The 25,805-nt window shown below is 48.8% G+C and carries 22 protein-coding genes; 9 read left to right on the top strand and 13 right to left on the bottom strand.

What is annotated here, in order from left to right:
* Nucleotides 1-89: 89 nt before the first annotated feature.
* The 3 genes from WDY75_RS11200 (at nucleotide 90) to WDY75_RS11190 (ending at nucleotide 3,016) form a co-directional block, all read left to right on the top strand.
* Nucleotides 90-1,157, top strand: a complete 1,068-nt coding sequence (locus tag WDY75_RS11200; protein ID WP_063480058.1) for a permease — start codon at nucleotides 90-92, stop codon at nucleotides 1,155-1,157.
* A 180-nt stretch (nucleotides 1,158-1,337) separates the two neighbouring features.
* Nucleotides 1,338-2,537, top strand: a complete 1,200-nt coding sequence (locus WDY75_RS11195) for a peptidylprolyl isomerase (RefSeq protein ID WP_063480059.1) — start codon at nucleotides 1,338-1,340, stop codon at nucleotides 2,535-2,537.
* Nucleotides 2,538-2,671: 134 nt separating this feature from the next.
* Complete coding sequence (locus WDY75_RS11190; RefSeq protein WP_063480060.1) at nucleotides 2,672-3,016, top strand: LytTR family transcriptional regulator DNA-binding domain-containing protein; 345 nt, start codon at nucleotides 2,672-2,674, stop codon at nucleotides 3,014-3,016.
* A gap of 97 nt (nucleotides 3,017-3,113) precedes the next feature.
* Here WDY75_RS11190 and WDY75_RS11185 read toward each other — a convergent pair whose 3' ends face one another.
* Nucleotides 3,114-4,058 carry a hypothetical protein gene (locus WDY75_RS11185; RefSeq protein ID WP_200860839.1) on the bottom strand — a complete coding sequence of 315 codons (945 nt, stop codon included), beginning with the start codon at nucleotides 4,056-4,058 and terminating at the stop codon, nucleotides 3,114-3,116.
* Nucleotides 4,059-4,226: 168 nt separating this feature from the next.
* Between WDY75_RS11185 and WDY75_RS11180 the strand changes: the two genes are divergently transcribed.
* Entirely contained in the window at nucleotides 4,227-4,997 is a 771-nt protein-coding gene (locus tag WDY75_RS11180) for a TIGR02206 family membrane protein (RefSeq protein WP_082834427.1), read from the top strand.
* 103 nt (nucleotides 4,998-5,100) lie between these two features.
* Here WDY75_RS11180 and WDY75_RS11175 read toward each other — a convergent pair whose 3' ends face one another.
* The 4 genes from WDY75_RS11175 to WDY75_RS11160 form a co-directional block, all read right to left on the bottom strand.
* Nucleotides 5,101-6,093, bottom strand: coding sequence for an aldose 1-epimerase (locus WDY75_RS11175; protein ID WP_036641948.1), 993 nt, complete (start codon nucleotides 6,091-6,093; stop codon nucleotides 5,101-5,103).
* A gap of 135 nt (nucleotides 6,094-6,228) precedes the next feature.
* Nucleotides 6,229-7,956: a glycerol-3-phosphate dehydrogenase/oxidase gene (locus tag WDY75_RS11170; protein WP_063480062.1), complete on the bottom strand. Its 1,728-nt coding sequence runs from the start codon at nucleotides 7,954-7,956 to the stop codon at nucleotides 6,229-6,231.
* Nucleotides 7,957-8,145: 189 nt separating this feature from the next.
* The gene (gene glpK / locus WDY75_RS11165; RefSeq protein WP_063480063.1) at nucleotides 8,146-9,636 is read right to left on the bottom strand and encodes a glycerol kinase GlpK; all 1,491 of its coding nucleotides are present in this window, start codon (nucleotides 9,634-9,636) and stop codon (nucleotides 8,146-8,148) included.
* Between the two features lie 70 nt (nucleotides 9,637-9,706).
* Entirely contained in the window at nucleotides 9,707-10,909 is a 1,203-nt protein-coding gene (locus tag WDY75_RS11160; RefSeq protein ID WP_036642413.1) for an ROK family transcriptional regulator, read from the bottom strand.
* A gap of 440 nt (nucleotides 10,910-11,349) precedes the next feature.
* Here WDY75_RS11160 and WDY75_RS11155 point away from each other — a divergent pair, with 440 nt between their 5' ends.
* The 4 genes from WDY75_RS11155 to WDY75_RS11140 all read left to right on the top strand — a co-directional run bounded on the left by WDY75_RS11155 (nucleotide 11,350) and on the right by WDY75_RS11140 (nucleotide 15,724).
* Complete coding sequence (locus WDY75_RS11155; RefSeq protein WP_063480064.1) at nucleotides 11,350-12,609, top strand: sugar ABC transporter substrate-binding protein; 1,260 nt, start codon at nucleotides 11,350-11,352, stop codon at nucleotides 12,607-12,609.
* Between the two features lie 48 nt (nucleotides 12,610-12,657).
* A complete protein-coding gene (locus WDY75_RS11150) occupies nucleotides 12,658-13,596 on the top strand; it encodes a carbohydrate ABC transporter permease (RefSeq protein ID WP_036641941.1) in 939 nt (312 codons plus the stop codon).
* A 16-nt stretch (nucleotides 13,597-13,612) separates the two neighbouring features.
* Nucleotides 13,613-14,449: a carbohydrate ABC transporter permease gene (locus WDY75_RS11145; protein ID WP_036641938.1), complete on the top strand. Its 837-nt coding sequence runs from the start codon at nucleotides 13,613-13,615 to the stop codon at nucleotides 14,447-14,449.
* Nucleotides 14,450-14,761: 312 nt separating this feature from the next.
* Complete coding sequence (locus WDY75_RS11140; RefSeq protein ID WP_063480065.1) at nucleotides 14,762-15,724, top strand: Gfo/Idh/MocA family protein; 963 nt, start codon at nucleotides 14,762-14,764, stop codon at nucleotides 15,722-15,724.
* A gap of 138 nt (nucleotides 15,725-15,862) precedes the next feature.
* On the opposite strand, the gene WDY75_RS11135 is transcribed toward WDY75_RS11140, so the two are convergent.
* The 5 genes from WDY75_RS11135 to WDY75_RS11115 form a co-directional block, all read right to left on the bottom strand.
* Nucleotides 15,863-17,287, bottom strand: a complete 1,425-nt coding sequence (locus WDY75_RS11135) for an NAD-dependent succinate-semialdehyde dehydrogenase (RefSeq protein ID WP_063480066.1) — start codon at nucleotides 17,285-17,287, stop codon at nucleotides 15,863-15,865.
* Between the two features lie 198 nt (nucleotides 17,288-17,485).
* The gene (locus WDY75_RS11130; RefSeq protein ID WP_063480067.1) at nucleotides 17,486-18,460 is read right to left on the bottom strand and encodes a siderophore ABC transporter substrate-binding protein; all 975 of its coding nucleotides are present in this window, start codon (nucleotides 18,458-18,460) and stop codon (nucleotides 17,486-17,488) included.
* Between the two features lie 209 nt (nucleotides 18,461-18,669).
* Entirely contained in the window at nucleotides 18,670-19,428 is a 759-nt protein-coding gene (locus tag WDY75_RS11125; RefSeq protein WP_036641932.1) for an ABC transporter ATP-binding protein, read from the bottom strand.
* Nucleotides 19,425-20,372 carry an iron chelate uptake ABC transporter family permease subunit gene (locus tag WDY75_RS11120; protein WP_063480068.1) on the bottom strand — a complete coding sequence of 316 codons (948 nt, stop codon included), beginning with the start codon at nucleotides 20,370-20,372 and terminating at the stop codon, nucleotides 19,425-19,427. Before WDY75_RS11120 ends, WDY75_RS11125 begins: the two co-directional genes overlap by 4 nt.
* Nucleotides 20,362-21,315, bottom strand: coding sequence for an ABC transporter permease (locus WDY75_RS11115; protein ID WP_006211446.1), 954 nt, complete (start codon nucleotides 21,313-21,315; stop codon nucleotides 20,362-20,364). Before WDY75_RS11115 ends, WDY75_RS11120 begins: the two co-directional genes overlap by 11 nt.
* 492 nt (nucleotides 21,316-21,807) lie before the next feature.
* Between WDY75_RS11115 and WDY75_RS11110 the strand changes: the two genes are divergently transcribed.
* Entirely contained in the window at nucleotides 21,808-22,410 is a 603-nt protein-coding gene (locus WDY75_RS11110; RefSeq protein ID WP_006211447.1) for a nitroreductase family protein, read from the top strand.
* 101 nt (nucleotides 22,411-22,511) lie between these two features.
* Here WDY75_RS11110 and WDY75_RS11105 read toward each other — a convergent pair whose 3' ends face one another.
* The 3 genes from WDY75_RS11105 to WDY75_RS11095 are packed head-to-tail and all read right to left on the bottom strand — an operon-like array spanning nucleotide 22,512 to nucleotide 25,570.
* Nucleotides 22,512-24,758 (bottom strand): carboxypeptidase regulatory-like domain-containing protein, encoded by a 2,247-nt coding sequence (locus tag WDY75_RS11105; RefSeq protein ID WP_063480069.1) that lies wholly within the window; start codon nucleotides 24,756-24,758, stop codon nucleotides 22,512-22,514.
* Entirely contained in the window at nucleotides 24,736-25,089 is a 354-nt protein-coding gene (locus WDY75_RS11100) for a hypothetical protein (RefSeq protein ID WP_063480070.1), read from the bottom strand. Before WDY75_RS11100 ends, WDY75_RS11105 begins: the two co-directional genes overlap by 23 nt.
* Nucleotides 25,082-25,570, bottom strand: a complete 489-nt coding sequence (locus WDY75_RS11095; RefSeq protein WP_063456014.1) for a sigma-70 family RNA polymerase sigma factor — start codon at nucleotides 25,568-25,570, stop codon at nucleotides 25,082-25,084. The genes WDY75_RS11100 and WDY75_RS11095 overlap by 8 nt, the downstream gene beginning before the upstream one ends.
* Between the last annotated feature and the right edge of the window lie 235 nt (nucleotides 25,571-25,805).

Genomic DNA, 25,805 nt, shown 5'->3' with positions numbered 1-25,805 from the left:
GAAAATCTCTCTACGACAAGTCCACATTGTGATATACTATTAGATTGGATATGTAAATAATTTCACGATATATCGGGGGAGTACGAATTATGAATCACTCAAGCGACAGCAGAATGGCCTTTGATCATTCGAATCGCAGAAAAACCATCTGGTTCATCACAATCTTCATTATAATTGCAGCAACCGGTCTGACCTATGTGAAGTGGTGGCCTTATTACGATAAAGCACTCAAGGCGATTGTCGAGCACAGCATCGGCTCTTCCATACTAGGCATGGATAGCAGTGCCACACCTTCATGGCAAGCAGCTTGGGATTATGCCATCACTTATTTCAAAGCCGTCTGGAAAGCAGCCGTGCTGGGTATTCTGCTTGGCACATTAGTCCAGTCCCTGCTGCCCTCCCAGTGGCTCCTTCGCGTTCTCGGCAAATCGACCTTTGGCAGTACGGCGATAGGAGGGATTGCATCCATTCCAGGCATGATGTGCTCCTGCTGTGCCGCACCTATCGCCATCGGTCTACGCAAGAAAAAGGTATCTGTAGGGTCTGCACTTGCGTTCTGGATCGGTAATCCAACCATTAATCCGGCAACACTCGTCTTTATGACGTTTGTTCTATCCTGGAAATTCACCTTGCTGCGACTGGTCTTTGGCATCCTTCTAACCTTTGGCGTCAGCTACTTGGCAAACCGCTTTGCCAAAGAATCGGAGCCGGTGGAGATCGACACACCGCCGAGCACCGATCAGCAAGACGATCGCCCACTGTGGAAACGCTGGCTCGCCAGCATCGGCAATATGCTCATTCGCGTGGTTCCGGCTTATTTTATCGCAGTCCTGCTGCTTGGCGCGCTGCAAGTCTGGATGTTCCCTCACCTGGGAACAGCAGCCGGGAACAGCCTGCTGGCTGTCATTTTCTTTGCCGTCATGGGGATGCTCTTTGTCATTCCGACTGCCGCCGAAATCCCGATCATTCAAGCCTTCATGGCAGCAGGTCTTGGAGCCGGCCCCGCAGCAGCGCTGCTCCTTACTTTGCCGGCCATCAGCCTTCCCTCCCTTCTCATGGTAAGACGTTCGTTCCCGAGAAAGGTCATATGGTTTGTAGTTTCGTCTGTAGTCTTGCTTGGTATTGCATGCGGCATAGCGGGAATGCTTATACTGTAACCAGCACATGGGTGCATTTTTTTTCAAAGAGTTATAATCAGTTATCATCAAATCAAGGGCTTTTCAATTATATTTTCAATTTTTATTTTTTCTTAAGGTAAACCAAAAGCTTATCTGGTAAAGTGATTAAAGAATGAACCAACTCATTATTATATGCAGTCGAAGGGAGTCAATCATTAAATGAAAGATAACGATTTGCAGCCAAACCACCCGGGGCAACCCGAGGATGAACAGGGACAAGCCCAAGAGAAAGAGAATATCCCCCAAGAACCGGGCGACTTGTCTAATGAAGAGGAAAGAATAGATTCGGATTCAACCTATCCTGAATCCAGTGAACCTTATAAGGAAGAGAGCGATCAGCCCCTGTCTCCGGTTGCTGTCATGCATTCAGAGGATCAGCCCGAGCAGCCCCTGCACGATGAGCAGCCTCCGGCTGGTGATGGCGGTAATGGAAGCAAAGGCTGGATGATCGCTTCACTGGTACTCGCGGCAGCGTTGATCGTCGTCCTGATTGTACCTCCATTTGCCAAGGGATCCGGTAACGAAGCAGTGGCCAAAGTCAATGACGTCAAGATTACGAAGGATACCCTGTACAATGAGCTTGTTGAAGCGGGCGGGAAACAAACCGTAAATTCCATGATCACGGAAGAGCTGATTAAGCAGGAACTGGCCAAGCAGTCCATTACCGTGACGGACGCGGAAGTGAATGAAGAAGTTGACGCTCTCAAGGCATCCTTCCCATCCGAAGATCAATTCAATATGGCCCTGCAGCAATCGGGAATGACACTTGAGGATCTGAAAGGGCAGACCAAAACCCAAGTCGAACTCAAAAAACTGATGGGCGACAAAATCAAAGTAACGGACGAAGAGATCAAAACCATTTATGATCAGAACAAAGAATCCTTTGCTACACCTGAACAGGTTCGCGCTTCTCACATCCTGGTTGAAACCAAGGAAGAAGCCGATGAGATTGTGAAGCAGCTTAAGGATGGCGCTGATTTCGCGGCAATTGCCAAAGAGAAAAATCAAGACGCTACCAAGGACACAGGCGGTGACCTGGACTTCTTCGGACGCGGCGAGATGGATCCTGCTTTTGAAGAAGCAGCCTTCAAATTGAAGAAGGATGAAATCAGCGACCCGGTGAAGAGCTCCTTCGGTTATCATATCATCAAGCTTACCGATCGCAAGGAAGCTACGAATCCTACTCTGGAAGACAAGAAGGATGAAATCCGTAAACAGCTTGAGAATCAAAAAGTTTACCAGGAATCTTCCGCTTATATTCAAGAGTTAAAAGACAAAGCAACCATCACCAACACGCTGGAGGAAGTAGCGCCGGCAGATCCTGCTACAGAGACACCGGAAGCACCTGCTGCACCTTAAAGATTGACCAAGCCCTGCACCCTCGTGGTGTGGGGCTTTTATCATGCCAAAATAAAAAGTTCTTTAAACCCTGCGGAAAACATGTTAGAATGTAAGCGTTATCAATTGTTGATCTTGACAAAGGGGGAAGCAGAATGATGAAGCACGTATCGGAATCCCGCAACATGTATGAGGACTTCGTGGTGGAGACAGACATTCTGTTCTTTAAAACCGGATCGCACGGTTTGGTCAGCTTTCACGGCAGGAACTATAATATTAAAAAGAGAATGACTGCCGACAAAATCGCATCCCTGCTCTCCGGTAAACAGTTCTATCATGTCGGCGGCAACTGCTATGTGAATGTAGACAAAGTCACTACGGTAGAGCAAGGCATCGTTTACTTTGGAGAAAAGGCGCCCTCTGCCAAGCATCTGCGTGTTCCGAGATGGAAGCAGGAGTCGCTGAAGCGCCTGATCACGGAAGCCAAACAGCCTGTTTGAGCAGTGCCGCAACATGTATATGGTTCTGTTTTTTCGAATCACAAGCAAAAGATCCCTTATCCGTTGAGCGGAGTCGGGATCTTTTGCTTGTTCAGTATTAAATCTTCAGTTTCTTGGCATTCACAATGTAAAGGTTCTTCAGCGGCAATGCGCCGTTTCTGTACTTCCGGGCACCGGATTCAAACAGAACATACAGATCATTGCCACGTATCGCAATATTCTCGGACATGGGCGGCATGGTCAAAGGGGTAGCTGCGGCCTTGCCGGATGCCCCACGTGTATAAATAAGCAGCTTGCTTGCATTGTTGCGGCCGCAGGACTGACTGTATAATACGCGGGATTTCGTCACAACCGCACCCTGGATACGATCAGGCGTGCTCCATGTATAATCCGCCTTACGGTTCGACGACAGGTCATCGCCGGAAGTCAATTTATAACCTCGAAGCTTGCCCTTCGGTCCGGGGGCACACTGCTTGCTGCCCTTATCCTCTCCATCCATATATTCACCTACCCAGAGAATCCCGTCGGAATAAGTGGCATAAGATGCCTTATGACCGAGCGCATATCGGGTCATGACAACATGGCTGTAATCTTTTTTGCCCTCGATGGTGCTTAGCGGAATTTTGTACACATTTTTGCCAGACGCCACCCACAGATGATTTTTGCTGACGGCGAGTCCGCCAACATGACCGGTATGCTTTTTGCTTCCGCTCTCATATAAATAGAGCGTTTTGATTCGCTTGTTGGTTTTGCTGCTGGTGATCGAGATGCTGCTGGCCTGCTTGCTCTTTGTATTGCCCCAATAATGAGACATAATAATCCACTTCTTGCTCGGCACAAGGGCGAGTCCCTGCGGTATCCATTCTTTGTTTCCGGATAAGCCGGGAACCACGGCTCCCTTTCTGCTAATATCAAAAAACTTTTTGTACTTGGAGGAAGCAGCCTCCGCCTCACCAGGGTAAGCAAAACCGATGAGGGTGAAGATCAAAACCAAGCTTAATCCTATACTCAAATACCGTTTGAGCCCATACAATCTATTCACAATAATGCACCCACTTCCTTAATAAGCGATGATGACGGTATGCTTCTCGGGTTCTCGATCCTACATAAATTCAATGTATTCCGGCATAAAAATGATATTCATTCTACATCCACTTCATGGTAATATCGATCATAATGGGCTTGCGAACTACAGAGAGGATGATACAACATCGAATCCTTATTTGATCCGAGTTATCCGAAGGCATTTGCCGCCTTCTCCACCGAGCATTGGATAGCCATCGTTATCCTGATCGCCCTTGCCGCGCTCCTGTATCTGTTCAGGTCTGTAATCGTCTCAACGACTGCCCTTCAAAAGACCGTGAAATGGAGCCTGCTTGCCGCACTCTCGTTGCCGGAGGCGTCCCTTCATCTCTGGTATGTGTTAACCGGCATATGGGATCCTGCCACGTCATTGCCGCTGGAATTGTGCAGTCTGACCCTGTTTCTCTCCATAGCCATCCTGCTTACAGATGAACGCCGCTTATATCCGTTAGTTTATTTTGCAGGCATCGGAGGGGCACTTCAGGCCATACTGACACCCAATCTGGATTATCCTTTCCCTCACTTCCGCTTCTTTCATTTCTTTACCGTCCATACCGCCATTATATTAACAGCGCTGTACATGACATGGGTAAGAGGATACCGGCCAACCTGGAAATCCATTGGCTGGACGATGGTATTTCTTAACGTGTCCGCCGTGCTTGTCGGTCTTGTTAATTGGGCTGTTGGTTCCAATTACATGTTCCTGATGCGCAAGCCGGAAACCGCGTCGCTGCTGGATCTGCTGGGTCCACATCCCCTATACATTATGGTTGAGGAATTCATTGCACTTGTATTATTTATCCTTATGTATGTTGTCTTTTTTGTCATTCCGGACCACATCAAACGCAGTCGCAGGCATGGGCGTGAAGAGATTCCCGGCTCTTCTGCAGGGAGCTGAAGCATGAAATCATATGTCTTATAGCAAAAACGTATGGACTGTAAACGCCCTGAGTAACAGGTGTTGCGATCCATACGCTTTTTTATGGGGGAGGAATTAAGGATCAGCCTTTAAGATACAGCCGAGAGGTGGCTTCCCAAATATCACCCGGTGCCAAACCGAACAAACCGATATCATCCGCCGGCAAATTCACGTTTGGAGCATTCACCAGATTGATCTGAGGCTCGGGACAGAAAAACTTCCGGGATGCCTTGTTATTCCATACCATCCACTGCTTATATGAGTTGCCGACATCATAGACCAAGGTTTTTCCCAGCCTGGTATCCGTCAATTCCATACGGTTTCTGCCGTTCTGCGGTACAGCCGTGTAATGGTTGTCCATGGGGGCAAAATAGGGGTTGACCCCGCTTGTCCGCAGCCGTTCTTCTTCCGCCGTCAGGGACTGGAATTCCCCGGTCGGCAGCATGCGGTCACTCATTTCCCACCGCTCTCCGATCGTTATTCTTGCAACGCAATCATCCGCTGTGCTCTCAGGTGCAAACGGAGCATTGATCGCCGTATGGAAGGCAAGCAGGCAAGGCATGCTGCTCGTTCCCCGGTTGCGTATCAACACATGCTGGGCTAATCCATCCCGATTCAGCGTATAGCGGAGCCGAAACGTGAACGTGTGCGGAAGCATGGCGTACACCGGGTGATCCTCATCGATCGTTACGGAAACGACCACATAACTTTCAGCCTCACTGCTGCCATAATCCTCGACCGTCCACGGTATCGTATGTAAAAAGCCATGGAGGTGATTAGCTGTCTCAACCTCATTCACCGGGAATTGATAGGTCTGTCCATTCCATGGAAACCTCCCGTCTTCATATCGATTCGGCGGAAACAGGACAGGAATGCCGTGAACGCCTGGATTGGACTTGAATGCTTCCATCTCGTGTGCTTCAGGTTCGCGAAGGAAACGGTAACCGCTTTCGTTATCCCTGAAAGCGATGAGATTGCCTCCGATCCCAGGCAATATCGCCGCTTCGTAAGGGCCATGCTGGAGCCAAACCGCGCTCTCTCCGTGATATAATTCTTCATACGCTTTGTGGTTCATCGGGTCATCTCTCCTCTCAATGTGAACGTATATAGATTATCATACCGTTGCCCTTACGACTAGATTGTCGAGCTTGAATAAGCCGTTATGGCTCTAACCAAACCCTCTTCCTTGCATCTTGGTTAGGCACATCGTTTAAGAAGATAGTTTTTCTTGTGTGGAGTCTTGTGAGAGGGACACTGCCTCCGATTGCTCCTGTGCTATTGGCTGTGTGGCAGATGCCAGTTCCTCATCCAGTTCCCTTGCGTATTCCGTTCTCTGCTGCTCGCTCCATGCCAGAACGGAAGCCATATAATCCATTACGGGCTCCTTCCATTTTCTTGTCCACTGGATGTTAAATAACAGGGAACCCGTACGGCGGATGAAAAAGTCCGTCGGCTTCGACGCCAACTCATACTGGATCGCATACATCAGCGGTACCAGAACCGATACGGGAAGCGCGGATGCTTCCGCTTGATCGGATCCTGCGCTGGCCAAGCGAAACAACTCCGTTACGTTGGAGCCGTACATCTGCGCCCATTGCTCGGCGAGCTTACGGTCGATTCCTTGTGCCGCTCCGATATCCGCCTGCTTGCGAACAAATTCAGGAAATTGACGGGAGCCGCCTATATGCCCGCCGGATATCGGCAGATTCTTCGTTATCCCGGGACCAAACGTTTGGCCGCCCTGCTCCTGAATTCGTATGGCAACCAGATCCACAACCGTATCCGCCATTTTGCGGTAACCGGTCAGTTTGCCACCCGCAATGGTGATCAGGCCGGACGGGGATTCCCATATCTCATCCTTGCGTGAAATTTCGGACGGGCTCTTGCCCTCCTCCAAGATCAGCGGCCGGACTCCGGCCCACCCAGATTCAACGTCAGCCGCGGACAGCTTCACATCGGGAAACATATAGTGAATAGCTTTCAATATATAATCCCGGTCTTCCACCGTAATCAGGGGACGCACGGGATTGGCCTTGTACACCGTATCGGTTGTTCCCACGTAGGTCTTTCCGTCACGAGGAATAGCAAACACCATTCTGCCGTCAGGTGTATCGAAGTACACCGCTTGACGGAGCGGGAATTTGGACTGGTCAATGACCAGATGGACCCCTTTGGTCAACTGAAGCATTTTTCCCTTCTTGGACTTATCCATCTCTCGCACCTGATCCACCCAAGGACCAGCGGCGTTCACGATTTTGGTTCCGGTTACGGTCCTGACCTCGCCGTCCAGCATATCTCTCACCGTGATGCCGGTAATCCGTCCATTCGTATCATAGTTCAAAGACTCGGCCTTCGCGTAATTGAACAGCACAGCCCCTCTGGCCGCTGCCTCTTTCATGACCTCAAGCGTGAGTCTGGCATCATCCGTCCGGTACTCTACATAGTAACCGCCGCCCTTCAGGCCTTCCTGCTTCAGAAGCGGCTCCCGCTTCAGCGTCTCGGAGACAGACAGCATGGAGCGCCGTTCTCCCCGCTTCACGCCAGCCAGGAAATCGTATACCATCAAGCCGACAGAAGTGCTGAACTTCCCGAAGGTTCCTCCTTGATGTATGGGCAGCAGCATCCACTCCGGCGTAGTAACATGCGGTCCGTTCTCGTAGACTACCGCCCGTTCCTTGCCGACTTCAGCCACCATCCCCACTTCAAACTGCTTCAAATACCGCAGTCCGCCATGCACCAGCTTGGTCGAGCGGCTGCTGGTTCCTGCTGCAAAATCCTGCATCTCCACCAGCAGGACCGACATGCCGCGCGTGACCGCATCGAGTGCAATCCCCGCACCGGTGATCCCGCCGCCAATCACGATCAGCTCATAAGTGCTCTCTGCAATTCCTTCAAAACGACGCTTGCGATCCAAGCTTGAAAACGACTGTGGCAACATCAAACAAATCCCTCCCAGTATGTTTTACCCTTTTTTTTATCTATTGTTACCTCTTATAGAAACAGCAACAAAAAAGAGACCACGAAACACGCAGTAACAAACCTCGTTCCATGAGGTCTTCCGCGCCTAGTGGTCTCTCCAAGTCTCCAGACAAATATTCACTTATGAATTATTATAACATATAAAATGCTAATGAAAAGCCATTGCCGCATAAACGGCTTTTTTCCACCCCGCATATAATTGTTCCCTTACTTCTTCCTGCATGGTTGGCGTAAAGCTCCGCCCCATGCTCCATTTGCTGCATATCTCATCCTGGTCCTTCCAGAAGCCAACAGCAAGACCCGCCAAGAACGCGGCTCCAAGAGCCGTCGTCTCCGTGATGTCCGGGCGTTCCACGGGAACGTTCAGAATATCGCTCTGGAATTCCATAAGAAAGGTGTTGGCCACCGCGCCTCCATCCACTCGCAGGGATGTGATGTTATACCCTGAATCCTCCTCCATGACGGACAGTACATCCCGGGTCTGGTAGGCAAGCGACTCCAGGGTTGCACGGATGAAATGCTCCTTCGACGTACCTCTGGTCAGACCAAAAACAGCGCCCCGTACGTCGCTGTTCCAGTACGGACTGCCAAGTCCGACAAAAGCGGGCACAACGTACACGCCTTCCGTTGAATCAACCCTGCGCGCATAAGGCTCGCTGTCCTTCGCCTCACGGAACATCCGCAGACCGTCGCGCAGCCACTGTATAGCTGATCCGGCCACAAATACGCTGCCCTCCAGCGCATACTGCACCTTGCCATCGAGTCCCCAGGCAATCGTCGTAATCAGCCCATGTTCGGATTTGACCGGCTTGTCGCCAGTGTTCATCAGCATGAAGCTGCCTGTTCCGTACGTTGTCTTCACCATGCCCTCGGAGAAGCAGGTCTGACCAAACAGCGCTGCCTGTTGATCTCCCGCAGCCCCGGCAATCGGCACTTCACGCCCGAAGAAGTGATAGGTCACCGTATTGGCGTATATCTCGGAAGAAGGCCTTACCTCAGGCAGCATGACCTTCGGAATATCCAGCAGCTGCAGCAGCTCATCATCCCATTTCAGGTCATGGATGTTATAGAGCATCGTGCGTGAAGCATTGGAATAGTCGGTCACATGCGCTTGGCCTCCGGACAGCTTCCAGATCAGCCAGGTATCAATGGTGCCGAATATAATCTCTCCACCCCGGGCGCGTTCCCGCGCACCCTCCACATGGTCGAGAATCCATTTGATTTTGGTACCAGAGAAATACGGATCGATCAAAAGCCCGGTCTTCTCCCTTACCTTTCCGTCATGCCCTGCAGCGATCAGCTCCTCGCATAGGCCGGCTGTCTGCCTGGACTGCCATACAATCGCATGATATATCGGTTCACCCGTGTTGCGGTCCCACAGTACTGCGGTCTCCCGCTGATTCGTGATCCCGATGCCCGCTATCTGATCCGCCTTCACACCCGATTCGGATAAACAGGTCGCAATAACCGCAAGGATGGAGCCCCATATTTCATTGGCATTCTGCTCCACCCACCCCGGTTGAGGAAAATACTGAGGGAACTCCTTTTGCGCTGAGTGTACAATTTCTCCTTCCCTGTTAAACAAGATTGCCCGAGAGCTTGTCGTTCCCTGGTCAAGCGACAGAATGTACTGCTCCAATCATCTTCTCCCCTTCCGTTAAGTGCATTTAACCAAAGATAACGTGCAGGTGGAAACGTTGTCAAATTCATTATTCCGTCAGGGTGAAACCAAATAAGTCCTGCAGAAGGACAGAAGCCGCACCGATTAACTTATCATCTTCGCCAAGGGATGCCAATCCAAACACCATATCATCCTTCAGGATCGGCATCGCATGCCGGTCCATATATTTTCGAACCATTGCCAAAAGCTCCGGATTCCCATGCGCCATCTCCCCGCCCAGAACGAGTGCTTCGGGATTAAACATATTGACCAGATTAACAATGGCTGCGCCGAGGTGTTCCGCTACTTCTTCATTCAGATCCATTGCCAGCTTGTCCCCTCTGCACAGGGCTTCCTTGTACACGGACGGAACGATTTTGCTGTAATCCCCTCCGCTCAGCTCCTGAATTAGAGTCGGTCGTCCTGTGGCTATTGCTGTAATGATTCGTGAATACACGGCGATCCAGCTGATATAACTGTCCAAGCAGCCTACATTGCCGCATTCACACCGGATTCCGCTGCGATTCACGCTGGTGTGTCCAAACTCGCCGGCACCCCCATGCTTGCCTCTCAGGAGGCTATCGTTTATTAATATACCGGAGCCGAGTCCGTCACCGATGGAAATATAGATCAAATTCCCGAATGCATAATCACCAAATCGCCGCTCTGCGAGCACAACGGAATTCATATCGTTTTCAACCCAGGTCCGCATTCCATAGCGGTCTTCGAGGATCTGCCTTAGCGGAACATCGGTCATCCGCAGCTTGGTGTTATAGTGCAGCACTCCCTGACTATCACTCACGATACCTGGAACGGTGAGGGAAATGCCGACACAACGTTCCAAGTCCTCCGCTCCTGCAGTGAAATCATCCATGAGCTCGAGCAGCCGCTCGATAACCGCATTACCCTGAAGTCCTTCGATCGGATAGGTTTCCTTTCTCAGCACCCTTGCCTCCAGGTTCATCTGGGCCAGATTTAGGAATGAGTTCGTTATGGCTACAGCAAATAAATAATGATTATCCGGATTGAATTGGAGCAGAATGGGTTTTCTCCCTCCGCTGGAGGAACCCGTACCGATCTCAGAGACGTAGCCCTCCTTAATCAGCTCCTGAACGGCGGAAGCGACTGTGGAGGGGCTCAGCTTATTTTTTTTGGCCAGCTCAATTCTGGATATGGGACCATCCGTACGAATCTTGTTCAGCACCTTGGATCGGTTTAACGCCTGGATCAGCTTGTGATCCCCTTTTTTCATATTGTTCAAGCAAGCTCAACCTTTCTATAGGTTCATCAATTAGTGCAACTTTCTGTATCGGAAAAATGAGGTTAGCTACACTATAACATTTTCAATAACCGAAATTAACTTATTCCACCAATCAAAATAATGTATATGTAAGAATACATCCCAACCTCACATTATGTGAAAAAAATAATTTAAAAGTAATTGAAATCGCTATCTTGAAAAATAATCGAGGGGATTATATAATCTTTCGCAATAGAAGCCTAGTTATTCTGTCACAAAAGATAGCATGTTGATGTTAACTTTTTTCGGTTATTGGAATAACTAATGCTTTTTACTCCAGCTATACAAAGGGGGCGCTCCCATCCAAGGAGACTGGTTTTCACGTCGAACAAGCTTTATGACCCCATCATGCTTGATCAAAACCATGCCAACATTTTAAGGAGGGTTATGTAATGAAAAAAGGAATGTCTGTCCTGATTGTGATGCTATTCGTGTTTACTGCCTTACTGTCCGCTTGTGGTGGCAATGCCTCCGGTGGAGACAATGGGAAAAAGGTAATCAACGTCGCCCTCTGGGACGAAAACGTACGGGACACGCTGGACAAGTCCATCAAAATTTTCAATGAGAAGCATCCGAATGTTCAAGTGAAAGTAACGTATACGCCATGGGCGGATTATTGGACCAAGCTGAGAACAAGCCTCGCCGGCAATAGTGGTCCTGATGTTTACTGGATGAACGGACCCAACTTTCACTCCTACGCCTCCTCCGGTCTGATCAAAGACCTCTCTCCCCTCATTGAGCAAAGCGGACTGGACACCTCGGTTTATACCGAAGCACTCGTCGATATGTATACCTATCAAGGCAAGCTTCACGGTCTTCCTTACTTCCAGGATTCCATCGGACTCTATTACAACAAAGAGTTGTTTGACAACGCGGGCTTGTCCTTTCCCGACGATACCTGGACCTGGGAAACCGTAGAGGAGAATGCGGCCAAGCTGACCGATAAAACAAACGGTATTTACGGTTACATAGCGCCGATCGACAATCAAATCGGTTACTACAACTTTATTGCCCAAGCAGGAGGATTTGTAATCTCGGACGATAAGAAGTCATCCGGCTTTAATACGCCTGAAGCTCTGTCGGCCTTTAAGTGGGAACAAGGCTTGATTGACAAAGGCTACTCGCCGAATGCGCAGCAGCAGCTTGAAACGAAGTCCCGCCAATTGTTCGGCTCCGGCAAGGCCGCCATGTTTCCGGGGATTTCGGTCAACTCGCCTGAGCTGCACAAGCTTCTCGGCGATAAACTCGGCGTTGCTGTTCTTCCTGCCGGTAAACAGAAAGCTTCCATCGTTCACGGACTGAGCTGGGCAATCAACGGCAAGACAAAAGTAGAGCAGGAATCCTGGGAATTGCTGCAGATACTATCGGGCAAGGAAGGACAGGAACTGCTGGCCGATTCCGGCTTCTCGATGCCTGCCTACAAAGGCACGGAAGGTGGCTGGCTGAAATCCATTCCTTCTCTCGATCTGCAGGTATTTGTGGACAGTCTGGAATTTGCCGTGCCTTATCCGGTGTCCCAGAAAACAGCGGAATGGCAGGATGCGGAAGTGAAGGAAATCCAGGCAGCCTTTCTTGGCAAAAAAACCTTTGAAGAAGCGCTCAAAAACGCCGGTGAACAAATGGATGCAATCCTTGCAACTGAAACCAAATGACAACCATCCGCTCCCAAGTAGGAATACCAAGAAAGGACGGTGCAACCTGTGAGCTCTCCTATAACTGTGACCACGAAACCTCCTGAGATGCCCAAGCGAAAGGTCGGGAAACTTGCCCGGCACGAAGCCCTGTGGGGATATATCTTCATCCTGCCGGTCGTGCTGGGGCTTGGTTTGTTCTACATGGCCCCTTCCGCCGCATCCCTGTTCCTGTCGTTTACATCGTGGGACGGGTTAACCTCTCCCCAGTTCGTCGGAATGGATAATTTCACGAATCTGATGAAGGACGACAAATTCACCGGCTCCATGCTGAACACGATGATGTATACCGTCGGCACCGTTCCGTTGTCCGTTGCAATCGCAACGGTTCTGGCCGTACTGCTGAATCAGAAGATCAGAGGCATGGTCTTCTACCGCACACTGTATTTCATCCCGGTAATCACGATGCCGATTGCGGTCGGCATGGTCTGGAAATGGCTGTACAACTCCGAATTCGGGTTGATCAACCATGTGCTGGGAGTGTTGAATCTACCTCAGCCGAATTGGCTGTTTGATGAAAAATTCGCTTTGTTTTCCATCGTGCTTGTCAGCGTCTGGAGCAGTATCGGGTATAACGCCGTCATTCTGCTCTCCGGTCTCCAGGGCATCTCCAGCAGCTATTATGAAGCCGCTTCGCTGGACGGTGCCGGAACGATGTACAAGTTCTTTCGGATCACGCTGCCGCTGCTGACGCCCAGCCTGTTCTTTGTATTGGTCATGTCCTTTATCAATTCATTCCAGGTGTTTGACCTGATTTTCATTATGATGGATCAGCAGACTACGATGCTGGAATCCACCCGGACCGTCGTTTACAGCATTTGGGAAGACGGGTTCAAATATTTCAATATGGGTTACGCTTCAGCGCAGGCCTTCATTCTATTCGTTGTGATTCTAGTCATCACCATGGTTCAAATGTATATTCAAAAGCGCTGGGTTCACTACCAATAACAGGAGGAATGAAGACGTGAATACTTCAACCCGATCGGGAAAAGCAAGCCGTCTGGCAGTCCACGTTCTGTTAGCTGCCGGGGCGCTGCTCATGATTATGCCGTTTCTGTGGATGATATCCACATCCTTCAAGTCCTTTGCCGATTCCATGTCGATTCCGCCCAAATGGCTCCCTGTCGAATGGCACTTGGACAACTACCTCCGTGTCATTCAAACCATTGATTTTGGCACGTATTACTTGAATACCGTTATCGTCACACTCGGACGCACAGTGGGCCAGCTTGTCCTGTGCTCACTTGCAGCCTATTCTTTTGCAAGTTTGAGATTTCCTTTCAAGAATGCTATCTTCCTCGCGCTCCTTGCGGTATTGATGGTACCGTCACAGGTTGTGATGATCCCGAGCTTTGTCATTATGCGTGAGTTCAATTGGCTGGATACGTTCTATGTGCTCATTGTACCGGGTATTTTCAGTGCCTTCGGTACGTTCTTGTTAAGACAATTCTTCATGACATTGCCGAAGGATCTGGAGGAGGCAGCCAAAATCGATGGCTGCAGTTATTTCCGGATCTACTGGAATATTTACTTACCGTTATCCAAAGCTGCGCTTGTCTCCCTGGCCATCTTCACCATACTCGCCTCGTGGAACGATTTACTGTGGCCGCTCATTATGACAAGCTCAGAGGACATGCGGGTGCTATCCATTGGAATCTCCAGCTTTCAGGGACAGCATTCCACCGACTATCCTCTCCTGATGGCCGGTGCGCTTATGGCAACCCTTCCGATCATCATCCTGTTTATATTCCTTCAGCGCTACTTCATTGAGGGCATTGCCATGAACGGGATTAAAGGATAACACATGCCGCAGCAATATACACGATAAAGGAGTCTGCCGGATGATACCGATGTCAGAGTTGGTGTTGGCGCTATGGGAAACATCGTCCCTATGGCGCTGCCGATGCACCTATGCCGGGTATGAGGGTTATTAGCAGCAAGCACCTAGTATGTATTCAGGAAGGTTTGCTGTACTTTTTTCCAGGTGAATCCTCTGTACCGGCATACAAAGGAAAGCTTGAATAATATGGATAGCGGGGCTATAATCACGTGTGAGTCCTAGAATTGAGGAATATTTATCCATCATCATTATACGATCAGGAGTGAGCAACCTATGATTAAAGCAGGTGTAATTGGAGCCGGAGGTATGGGCGCTGTCCATATTAAAAACCTTCACCAGAATGAACATGTTCAACTGGCTGCAATATGCGATACGAATGAAGCATTAGCCAAACAGCAGGCCGAATTGTATGGCTCCGCTTATTATACGGACGGCAGCACGATGCTGGAACAGGAACCGCTGGATGTTCTGTACGTATGCATCCCGCCATTCTGCCATGGAGATATTGAAGAACAGGCAGCAGCCAAAGGCATTCACTTGATGGTCGAGAAGCCGCTGGGTCTGGACGTGGAGTCCGTCCGTCACAAAGTCAAAGTCATCAATGAAAGCGGAATCATAGCAGCTTCCGGATACTGTCTGCGGTACCTGGACACCGTTGCAATCGCCAAGGATTTTCTTAAAGACAAAAAAATCGGCATGGTCCGTGCCCACTACATAACGACACCTGTACCTACTCCTTGGTGGCGCAAAAAAGAATTGTCCGGCGGACAACTGGTTGAGCAGTCTACTCATACCATGGACCTGGTACGCTACCTCTGCGGCGACATCACCCGTTTGTATGCCGATATGAGTCTCTTGCTTATGCAGGATATTCCGGATCTGGACATTCCCGATGTAGGCGCGATTCAATTCGTGCTGGACTCTGGAGCGGTCGGCCATATGCAGACGGGATTTATCCAATTCGATCATCGGAGCGGAATTGAGATCATGGGACGCGATTTCCGCGTCGTTCTGGATGGAACCACGCTTTCCATCGCAGATAAGGAGAAAGAAGTGGTATACCGCAGCAAAACCGACTTCTACAAGGATCTTACTACGGCCTTGATCGACGCCATTCGAAACCAGGATCCAAGCCTTGTGCTTGCCTCCTACGAAGACGGGTTCAAGACACTTGAGGTGACGCTGGCCGCGAATGAATCCGCGGAAACCGGTAAGCCGGTATTGATTCAGCAATAGCTCAAAAGGGGGCGTTCTCCAGGTCTGAACCTGGAGAACGCCCCTGAATTTTTGTTGCCCCGATGCAGTACGGCTTAAATTCGTTTGGACAGCTCAGCTTGTCCATGTTCATTGAATATCGCAATACTCATTCCGCTCTTACAAACCAAGTGAAATGTACTTTACCTCCAGGAATTCCTCCATTCCGTAATGGCCGCCTTCCCGGCCCAGTCCGCTCTCTTTAAATCCGCCAAACGGAGCTTGAGCGGTGGAAGGTACAGGGTCATTCACTCCTACGATGCCATAATCGAGAGATTCCGCGATTTTGACCGCTTCGCCCAAATTCTGCGTAAACACATAGGCAGCCAATCCGTAAGGACTGTTATTGGCTCGCTTGACCGCTTCGTCTATGGTTTTGAAGGTGGTAATGGGTGCAAGAGGACCGAAGGTCTCCTCATTCATGCACTCCATGTCATCCGTGGCATTCATGATCACGGTTGGCTCGACATAGTTGCCTCCCAGATCAGGGTGAGCTTGACCGCCAGCCAATATAACGCCGCCCTTCTCTTCCGCATCCTTGATCTGTCGAACGACTTTATCCACAGCCTCCTCGTTAATCAAGGGTCCGATATCGATTCCGTTCTCCAGTCCATTCCCCACCCTCAATTGTTTGACAAGCTCCGTAAACTTCGCTGCGAACTTCTCCGCAACTGATTCTTGAACATAAATCCGGTTGGCACATACACAGGTCTGTCCCCCATTGCGGAACTTGGAAGAGATTAATCCCGCTGCCGCTTGATCCAGGTCTGCCTGATCTGTCACGATAAATGGAGCATGACCACCAAGCTCCAGCGATATTTTCTTCACATTGGTCGCTGCGCCAGCCATCAGTTGTTTCCCCACTTCGGTTGAACCCGTGAATGACAGTTTTCTCACCCGACTGTCCTTCTGCCACACGTCAGCGATATCACTTGAAGGTCCGGTTACGATGTTGATTACCCCGGCAGGAATGCCCGCCTCATCTGCTAGCTCCACCAGCTTGATCGCCGTGAATGGCGTCTCACCGGACGGCTTGATAACTACGGTGCAGCCAGCTGCCAGCGCAGGGGCTACCTTGCGTGTAATCATCGAAGCCGGGAAGTTCCAAGGCGTAATGGCAGCTACAACACCCACTGGTTGCTTGGTCACGATGATACGTTGACGACTGGAAGAACCGGGTATGGTCTCGCCATATATTCGTTTACCTTCTTCCGCATACCATTCAACAAAGCTGTTGGCATATCGAATCTCGCCTGCTGCTTCCTTCAGCGGTTTCCCCTGCTCCGTGGTCATGATTCGGGCCAATTCATCCGTATGATCTGTAATTAACTGATGCCACCGGCGAAGCAGTTCCCCGCGATCATTAGCGGTTCTGCCGGACCAATCCGAAAAAGCTGCCGCTGCAGCATCCACCGCTTGCTGGGCTTCTCTCTTGCCGCCTTTAGGCACGGTGCCTATAACCTTCCCGTCCGCCGGATTGTATACGTCCATTTGCTCCTCGGTCTGGACCCATTGTCCATCTATATAGATTTGATTCCGATACATATAAAGACCTCCTCCTAATCGACTATTCCAGGTTGAGCGAGCCTGATGATCATCATCTCATTACGTCAACATCTGCCTTATCTTATTATCCGTTAACCACTTACCCTAATGCAAAAAAATAAAACACCGGAGCGCCTGATAAAAGCTGCTCCGGTGTCTTCTATGTTCATTACCGTTCCCTTCGGAAAGGGTCTTGGATTATTTAATAGCTGCGTCAACTTCAGTAATCATTTCAGATACGGAAGTCAACCCGCCGCCGGAAAGATACCAGAAATCCGGGTTCAAGTAAACGATGTTTCCGTCTTTAGCGGCATTGGTTGTTTTTACAAGCTCATTCTCAACTACCGCTTTAGCGCCTGATTCCCCTTCGCCAGTGGCAACAGCTGCACCGCGGTCAACCACAAACAGATAGTCAGGGTTCATCTCTACAATGTACTCGTTCGAAATATCTTTACCATGTGTGCTGACTTCGATGTTAGGATCTATTGCTCCGAAACCAAACACATCATGCAGAATACCAAAACGGGAACCTGGACCGTATGCACTGATTTTGCCTTCGTTAGCAAGAATGATCAATGCCTTCTTGCCTGTTGCCGTTGCTTTTTCATTCAGCGCTTTGATGTTCTCATCGATGGCAGCCATTTCTTTCTCAACTTCTGCTTCTTTACCAAAGATTTGACCAAGCGTGTTCATGTTGGATTTGAAGGATTCCATGTATTTGCTTGTATCCACGCCCAAGAAGATCGTTGGAGCAATTTTGCTCAGTTCCTCATAGGCATCTTGCTGTCTGCCGGAAATGATGATCAGATCGGGATCAATGCTGTTGATTTTCTCAAAGTCCGGCTCTTTCAGGCTCCCTACATTCTCGTACTTCTTATCTTCAAATTTGGACAAGTAAGCAGGAATATTCGCTTGCGGAACGCCTAATACTTCAACGCCCAATTTATCTACGGAATCCAGAATACCAAAATCGAATACAACCAGACGTGAAGGGTTCTTCGGTACATCGGTTTCACCAAGCTGGTGGGTGATCTTAATTGTTTCCGCTTCGGCTGGAGGCGTATCCCCTGCAGCGTCTCCGCCACCGGCACCTGTTGTTTTATCGTCTTGACCACAAGCTGCGAGTACAATCGTGAACATTACTACCATGAATAAAGTTAACCATTTTTTCATTACGTACACCCCATCTTTTATATTTGTATTTTCCTGCTTCATATTGATCTTCAACATATATTTGAATGTATGGTTGAATTAGTAATTAAATAAGGACAGATTGAATCATGCCGTCCCTTCGCAAGGCAGCCTCAGCTATTTTAGCAGAGATAAGGAACCTGCCGATGGCAGTTGAACCGTTCCTTATCCCTTACAAACGTTGTTATAGATTAGGCGTAGTACACACATACTCTATTGTCGTTAATCTCTTCAATCTCAATGTCCATGTCGTAGATTCCGCGCAGAACATTGCTCTGAATGATGCTCTCGGTCTTCCCTTCGCTCTCAATAGCGCCATCCTTCAAGGCAACGATGTAATCCGAGTAGAAGGAAGCGAAGTTGATGTCGTGAATCACGATAACAATCGTTTTATTCATGTCGGCGACAAGCTTTCGAAGAATCTTCATGATCTGCACGGAGTGTTTCATATCCAGGTTGTTCAGTGGCTCATCCAGCAAAATATACTCTGTATTCTGGGCGATAACCATAGCGATGTAAGCACGCTGGGTTTGACCGCCGCTGAGCTGATGAAGAAATTTATGCTGCATATCTCCGAGCTCCATATACGAGATCGCTTCATCCACGAACTTCTCATCTTCCGCATTCAACCTGCCTTGAGAGTAAGGGAATCGGCCAAAAGATACGAGTTCCCGCACGGTCAAACGAAGACTGATATGGTTAGATTGCTTCAGAATCGAAACCTTCTTCGCAAGGTCGCTGCTCTTCCACTGGCTGACCTCTTTGCCATCCACCGTAATTTGACCGCTGTCCTTGCCCGTTAATCTGCTTATCATGGACAGCAAAGTACTTTTACCGGCACCGTTAGGGCCGATAAAGGAAGTGATTTGCCCCTTCGGGATCGTAACCGACACGTTATCAACGACTTTTTTGCCGCTATAGACTTTCGATACGTTCGTAACCTGGATCATGCTTTACTCTCCTTTAGTAGCAGGTATATGAAGTAGACACCGCCGATGAAGTTGATGATAACACTGAGCGTTGTGGAGAACGTAAACACCCGTTCGACAACCAGTTGACCGCCCACTAACGCGATGATGCTAATAAGTATAGAAGCTGTGATTAAGTATGAATGCCGATATGTCTTCATAACCTCATAGGCAACATTGACAACAAGAAGTCCCAGGAATGTAATCGGCCCGACCAGCGCAGTTGCTACAGAGATCAGAACAGCGACAATAATCAGGAGCCGCTTCACCACGTAATCATAATTCACACCGAGGTTGATCGCCTGCTCACGTCCAAGTGAAAGCACGTTTAGATACTTGGCGAATCGAGCAAAATAGAGAAGTGACAAAGCAACCACAATCATGGCAAGAATGAGCAGCTCCGTCTTTACGTTGTTGAAGCTGGCAAACATTTTGTCCGCCACATACTGGAACTCATTCGGATCAATCAGCACCTCCATGAAGGAGGACATGCTGGAGAACAGCGTACCGAATATCATACCGATGAGCAGCAGGAAGTAAATATTATTCCCTTCCCTTTTGAACAGTATTTTGTATAAAACTCCAGCAAACAATATCATGGCTCCGACATTAATCAGGAAGTTCACATTGCTGCCCAGTTTGTACAGCGTAAACGATCCAAAGACGAAGATTACCGTTGTCTGGATAAGAATATATAAGGAATCCAATCCCATAACACTCGGCGTTAGTATCCGGTTATTCGTGACCGTTTGAAACACCGTGGTAGACAGAGCAATGGCTCCGCCGGTCAGAATAATAGCAAGCACCTTTTTGATCCTTCTCGGAAGCCCGTAGTCCCAATTGCTGCCAAGATCAATGAACAGAAAGACTGCCACCAGGATGATTGCCGCCGCGGCCAACAGGCCGATTTTGGCTTTATAAGTCATAAGCCTTTCTCCTCATCAATAAGAAAATGAATATACCGCTTCCAAGGACGCCCACGGTCAGGCTGATTGGAATCTCATAGGGATAAATGATGATCCTGCCAAGGATGTCACAGAACAATACGAATCCGGCCCCCAGCAGCGCGGTATGCGAAAGGCTTTTTTTCAAGTGGTCTCCCAGATACAGGCTAACGATATTAGGTATGATCAGACCGAGAAAAGGAATCACGCCGACGGTTAGAACGACGGATGCGGTGACCAGCGCTACAATGACCAATCCCAGGTTCACAACTCTCCGGTACTTGAGACCAAGGTTCGTTGCAAACTCCTCTCCCATCCCGGCTACCGTAAACTTGTTAGCGAACAGGTAGGCCAGAATGACAAGCGGGATACTAATATATAGCATTTCATATTGTCCCTTGATGATCATGGAGAAATCACCCTGGAGCCATGCGGACATATTCTGAATAAGATCATATTTGTAAGCAAAGAAGGTTGCTATCGAACTAACAATATTACCGAACATCAGTCCAACGAGGGGAATAAAGATGGCGTCCTTGAACTTGATCCGGTCCAGGATCTTCATAAAGATGAAGGTTCCCGCTAGTGCGAATACAAATGCCACAAGCATCTTGATTAGTGGACCGCTTGTTGTGAAGACCAGCATGGCAACCAAAATTCCAAGTCTCGCGGAATCCATCGTACCCGCTGTTGTTGGTGACACGAATTTGTTGCGACTTAACTGCTGCATGATCAATCCGCAGATACTCATGCTGACCCCTGCCAGTATAAGACTGACAAGCCTCGGGATCCGGCTGACAAGCATAATATGTTGTTGTTGTTCTGACATGGAGAACAGTTCCAGTGGTGAAATGTCCTTAACTCCAATAAATAATGAGATTATGGAGAGTACCACAACGGCTGCAAATAAGTATCTAATCTTCATGGCTCTTCCTTCTATGCGTATGTCTCTGAATATCCGACAGTCCGCAATCTCATCAGCTTCTCACTGAGATTGATTATCAATTGCGTTCTGATATGCATTATATCACTCTCATTCTCACTCGACAACCCTAATTGAGAATCAAAATCATTTAATTTTTCTCATCTGCGTATCATTTGTTCACGATTTGTTCATGATATGAAGTTTCGACATATCGTGTAAAGCAATCAGAGGACTGACCTTAGAAAAGTGTTTTAATTCTCAGTAAGCGGGTATTAAAGATAAACTTTTAGTTCTGAGTTTCGTTCTGAATTGTTGACATTTGCAACTCATTATATTAACATGCTAACATAAATATCATTTCTAACAAATTGTTAGTTGATATGGAATAATGATTATGAGCAAAATGCTTCACTAAAATGCATATTTACCTGAATTAAAGGACATCTTCTTATCAGGCTTATGCAACACCATTACATCAGGAGGTTTTTTCTTATGTCTAAAGATTTTTCAACTGCACTCAAAAATCGTCGCTCCCACTATGCTATCAGCAAGGACCCTGTCATTTCGGACGAGCGTATCCAGGAAATTGTGAACGAAGCTGTTAAGTACACTCCGTCTTCCTTCAACTCCCAAAGCGCACGTGTCGTTGTACTGCTCGGCGAACAGCATGACAAGCTGTGGAACCTGACCGAGGGCATCTTGAAAGAAGTTGTCGGTAACGAAGAAGCATTCAAATCCACGGCTGAAAAAATGGGCGCATTCCGCGCTGGATACGGTACAGTACTGTTCTTCGAGGACAATGACGTCGTTACAGGCCTGCAGCAAAACTTTGCGCTGTATGCAGACAACTTCCCGGTATGGTCCAACCAATCCAACGGCATGCTGCAATTCGTGGTATGGACTTCCCTGGAGGCAGAGGGCCTGGGTGCATCACTGCAGCACTATAACCCATTGATCGACGAAAAGGTGAAATCCGAATGGAACATTCCAGAGAGCTGGAAACTGATCGCTCAAATGCCTTTCGGTAAACCGGTTGCTGAACCAGGCGAAAAAGAATTTGCGCCGATTGAAGATCGCGTGAAAGTATACAGCTAAGTCCTTAGCGGAAAAGGCCGTCCACCCAAGTTTTTGATAACTTGGATAGGCGGCCTTTTTTCATACAGACACTTTATCCAGCAGTGAAACTGCGACTCTACTTAATTAACATGTAATAAGGCCTGAAGGAATGGCTTGATCTCTTGGAAGTCCTCTCCCGGCGTCCACAACTGAATGGCATCCCGCTCTCCGCTCATGCCCCATTGCAATTTCTCTTTCAGTATCTCGGTATAGCCTGAGTTTCCCTCAGATTCGATCAGCATTCGCTCCACCAGAACAGCCCAATCCGTATCGCTTGACATCATGCGCTCCGGATATTTCCGGGCCAATTGCAGCGTGCTTTCCAGCGAACCGCTGTGCAGCATATGAACGGCGAGGTAATTGCCGATAAAACGGTGGGATTTATCCTGTCGGATCACCTGCCCAAACCATCTCTCCGCCTCCTCCAGCCTGCCCTGCTTCATAAGCGCTGTTGCGTGGAGAGAATCGGTATAGGAATGATCCTCGCTTTCGCTCCGTACAGAGGAGTACCGATCGAATGCCGGATTGTAACTGTCCCAATCTTCATTATTATAGAAGTAATTCGTCAAATCCATCAGGTAGCTTGGTGCCGGATGCCGTTCGATCATCTCCTGCAGGGTGGATAAGGTTTCCTCTGAACTTCTGTTATCTACATCCTTGGACAACTGATCCTTGATCTGTTGCAATCGGAGTTTCATCCTTAAGCTGTGAATATCTTCTGGATGCGAGCTCACATTATCGTTATAGGCCGCGAGCGATTCATCATATTTACGTTCGAGTACCAGCTGGTCCTCCGGCGTCAATTCACGACCCTTTAACAAGAAATACGGTAAATAACCCATGGTGCTCTCATTGAGCCGGTACCCGCTGCTGCTTGTTAACTTCGTGCCGTCATCCTTGTAAGCATCCACCGACCAGAAATAGAGAGCCTCTGGGTTGGAGTAACCAAGCACACTCTCAGGTGCAACGGTCGTCCAATCATACGGATCCTCGTAGGAAAGTCCGATTCTGAGATCATACAGATCCTGAACAGCAACCCGCAGCGAATTCCCTTCAATATAGTTATCCATCGCCGTCATCATCGATCCGCTGCCAAATTCGATACCAACACTCAGTTTATAGTAGGCGGCTTCGGGTATAGCCTCCCATTCAAAATAGATCATGTCGCCGCGTATCTCATCATGGTTTACTGGAGTTGTCAATTGAATCAATGGCTGCAGCGTGACATCAATCCGTCGTGTCGATTCCGGGGCGACCTCCACCCAATCCCCCGATTCTACAGGCCACGTTCTGCCATTGATTTGTTCATAATTCAAACCAATGCCGAGTTGATACCTGCCGGGCTCTACACCCTCGAAATGATAGCGACCGTTCGCGTCTGTCAGCATTTGGTGCGGTTCGCTTAACAGCAGACTGTGATTCAGATCGTTGTTTTTACGTAAAAATACACCTGCGAATGGAATCGGATCCCCCTCACGATTTCGCAAGGTTCCGCTTACCGTTGACAAGGTCTCTCCGTCTAAAATCCTCTTCAGCCGTCCTTTCAGCTGATTCGCCCGTTTTGAGATATCCGAATTTGCAAAGTTCCCGCCGGACCCTTCTGATATCCGATTCAACACGTCCATAGCGGCTTGGGGGCTCCCCCGACGCAGGAGCATTTCCGAGTGATATAAAAGGGCCTTACTATGGATGTCCCTCCAATCTCCAGAAAGGACTTTCCCTAATCGCTCATATTGCAGCGCCGCCTGATCAGGCTCGTCCAGCCTGTCATAGAGGCTCGCAAGCTCCAGCACCAATTCATGCTGGTAGGAATAAGGAACAGGCTCCGGAGAATATCCGCTGCTCAGATCCCCGAACTTTTGGATAGCGGTTTCCAATATATCCGCTGCTCCCTCCACATCACCATTCATCGAATAATGCTCCGCAAGGTCTATTGCGGCATATTTCATATATTCTCCGGCTGGCGCTCCCAGCACATATTGATTCAGCAGCGGCAAACGTTCATCCTCAGTAAAACGAATCTGCTGATCGGTGCTTCCTCCTGTGCTGGTGAACCCCGGACTAATAAACACATCAAACCGATGAGATAGCTCTGTTGCTCTAGGCACAATCACATACTTCTCGATCATCTCCCATTTCCGGTTGCTGCTGCTTTCTTCATGAATAAGGTCAATGACTTTGGCTATCCCCTCAGCTTGGCCTTGTTCTATCTGCTTCTCCGCAATCAGCAGCCCTATTCGAGGTGTGAGCATAGATACCATCATAACGAAGAGGATTAAACCCGAAACCCCCAACACCAGGTGTTTAATCTTGACCCGAATTTTCAAGCCTGGCCACCATCCTCTCGTACTGATCCTTCCAGTAATAATTCCCCCCGGCTTCAAGCAGTTCATTGCTCACCTGCAAGGGCACGGAAACAGCAGGTTTCACAATTGCTTCCCTCCATAACAAACCTCCGAGCAGCAGAACGGCCGCTACTGCGCCAAAATAACCAATTGCGGCAGCAGAAATTTCTACTTCCTTATTCCACAAGGAAGACAAACGTTCGCGGCTGGATTTTGGAAATGTGCGAGAAATCACCTTCTCTGCGCCCAGGAATCGAATTTCCTCCAGCTCCTGCTTTAGTTGTTCGGCCATTTCCTGTTCTTCGCTACGCATCGCTCTCCCCCTTCTCGACAACAATCTGCCGGAGTTTATGCCGCCCTCTCATTAAACGTGCCTTAACCGTGTTTATATTCAGCTGCAATTGCGCTGCAATTTCTTGAACACCCAACTCATTATAATAATAGAGCGTAATCACTTCTCGGTATGTATAGGGCAGCTGCTGCACTGATTTGATCATTTCAGCCTCACGCCAATGGACGCCCAGCATTTCATCCACGGCAGGTACACTTTCGTTTACATGCTGGTCCATCCTCGGCATGGGAAAAATATGACGCCAATCCCATTTTCGCTGCCGCATCCGGCATCGATTCACTGCAATTCGGGTCAACCAGCTACGAAGTTTGTCGCCGTCACGAAGCTGAGCGATATTCTCGAACGCCTGGATAAAGGTATCTTGAACGGCCTCTTCAGCCGCTTGACGGTCACGCAGCAGCAATACCGCCGTGCGAAGCAGATAATCTCCATACTGTTCCATCAATTCCCGGAGAGCCGCCTCTTCTTTTTGTTTTAAGCGCTGTATGACATCCAGGCCATCTCCCCCTCTCTATAACTATGATGCGTCTGGTCTTTCATCGGTTGCATCAATTTGGATCAATGTCGAAAAAAAAATCGAATGATTGAAAATCTTCCGGCAAAACGATACAATAACACAAGCAAGAAACCTTTGTCTTCCTGAACTGGCAATAGTTCCGGGACCAACTGCATATCAT

Source organism: Paenibacillus glucanolyticus (assembly GCF_037333485.1).
GTDB lineage: Bacteria > Bacillota > Bacilli > Paenibacillales > Paenibacillaceae > Paenibacillus_AQ > Paenibacillus_AQ glucanolyticus.
Note: the sequence above shows the minus strand (reverse complement) of the source record. Positions and strands in the feature narration are given on the sequence as shown.

What these genes read in the sequence shown, in the direction of transcription:
- WDY75_RS11120 (WP_063480068.1), bottom strand. Translation starts at nt 20,372, where the DNA reads ATGACTTATAAAGCCAAAATCGGCCTGTTGGCCGCGGCGGCAATCATC.
- WDY75_RS11095 (WP_063456014.1), bottom strand. Translation starts at nt 25,570, where the DNA reads ATGGAACAGTATGGAGATTATCTGCTTCGCACGGCGGTATTGCTGCTG.
- WDY75_RS11100 (WP_063480070.1), bottom strand. Translation starts at nt 25,089, where the DNA reads ATGCGTAGCGAAGAACAGGAAATGGCCGAACAACTAAAGCAGGAGCTG.
- WDY75_RS11190 (WP_063480060.1), top strand. Translation starts at nt 2,672, where the DNA reads ATGATGAAGCACGTATCGGAATCCCGCAACATGTATGAGGACTTCGTG.
- WDY75_RS11110 (WP_006211447.1), top strand. Translation starts at nt 21,808, where the DNA reads ATGTCTAAAGATTTTTCAACTGCACTCAAAAATCGTCGCTCCCACTAT.
- WDY75_RS11125 (WP_036641932.1), bottom strand. Translation starts at nt 19,428, where the DNA reads ATGATCCAGGTTACGAACGTATCGAAAGTCTATAGCGGCAAAAAAGTC.
- WDY75_RS11140 (WP_063480065.1), top strand. Translation starts at nt 14,762, where the DNA reads ATGATTAAAGCAGGTGTAATTGGAGCCGGAGGTATGGGCGCTGTCCAT.
- WDY75_RS11175 (WP_036641948.1), bottom strand. Translation starts at nt 6,093, where the DNA reads ATGAACCACAAAGCGTATGAAGAATTATATCACGGAGAGAGCGCGGTT.
- WDY75_RS11155 (WP_063480064.1), top strand. Translation starts at nt 11,350, where the DNA reads ATGAAAAAAGGAATGTCTGTCCTGATTGTGATGCTATTCGTGTTTACT.
- WDY75_RS11130 (WP_063480067.1), bottom strand. Translation starts at nt 18,460, where the DNA reads ATGAAAAAATGGTTAACTTTATTCATGGTAGTAATGTTCACGATTGTA.
- WDY75_RS11135 (WP_063480066.1), bottom strand. Translation starts at nt 17,287, where the DNA reads ATGTATCGGAATCAAATCTATATAGATGGACAATGGGTCCAGACCGAG.
- WDY75_RS11115 (WP_006211446.1), bottom strand. Translation starts at nt 21,315, where the DNA reads ATGAAGATTAGATACTTATTTGCAGCCGTTGTGGTACTCTCCATAATC.
- WDY75_RS11195 (WP_063480059.1), top strand. Translation starts at nt 1,338, where the DNA reads ATGAAAGATAACGATTTGCAGCCAAACCACCCGGGGCAACCCGAGGAT.
- WDY75_RS11160 (WP_036642413.1), bottom strand. Translation starts at nt 10,909, where the DNA reads ATGAAAAAAGGGGATCACAAGCTGATCCAGGCGTTAAACCGATCCAAG.
- WDY75_RS11200 (WP_063480058.1), top strand. Translation starts at nt 90, where the DNA reads ATGAATCACTCAAGCGACAGCAGAATGGCCTTTGATCATTCGAATCGC.
- WDY75_RS11170 (WP_063480062.1), bottom strand. Translation starts at nt 7,956, where the DNA reads ATGTTGCCACAGTCGTTTTCAAGCTTGGATCGCAAGCGTCGTTTTGAA.